This window comes from Paraburkholderia sp. SIMBA_027 (genome assembly GCF_046535315.1).
In the GTDB taxonomy this organism is placed as follows: domain Bacteria; phylum Pseudomonadota; class Gammaproteobacteria; order Burkholderiales; family Burkholderiaceae; genus Paraburkholderia; species Paraburkholderia tropica.
The window spans coordinates 1-278 of the sequence record NZ_JAWRWY010000405.1; the positions used below are offsets into that span (position 1 = coordinate 1).

Genomic DNA, 278 nt, shown 5'->3' on the forward strand with positions numbered 1-278 from the left:
GCTGCTCTTTCCGCGCTTCCGGCTGGTGTTCATCGGTATCGGCCTCTGGCTCGGCGCGACACGCGTCATCATCGGTGTCCATTATCCAAGCGACGTCGCGGCCGGATTGGCGCTCGGCGCATGGCTTGCCTTCGCGCTGTCGATTGCTTTCGCGCGTTTCGGCTTCGTCTTCTCAGTCGGCCGTGAAGGCTGGCCAATACCGCGGCTCAGCCGTCTGATCTGACCGTCTTCGTAAAAAAACTGTCGCCACCCGATGCTACCGTCGCACTGTTCTCGAT

The 278-nt window shown here is 61.2% G+C and carries 1 protein-coding gene; it reads left to right on the forward strand.

Annotated elements, in window-relative coordinates; all coding sequences use genetic code 11:
- Window positions 1-223 (forward strand): phosphatase PAP2 family protein (locus SB764_RS39600; RefSeq protein ID WP_410866695.1); only part of this gene is annotated, 223 nt, incomplete at its 5' end.
- Between the last annotated feature and the right edge of the window lie 55 nt (window positions 224-278).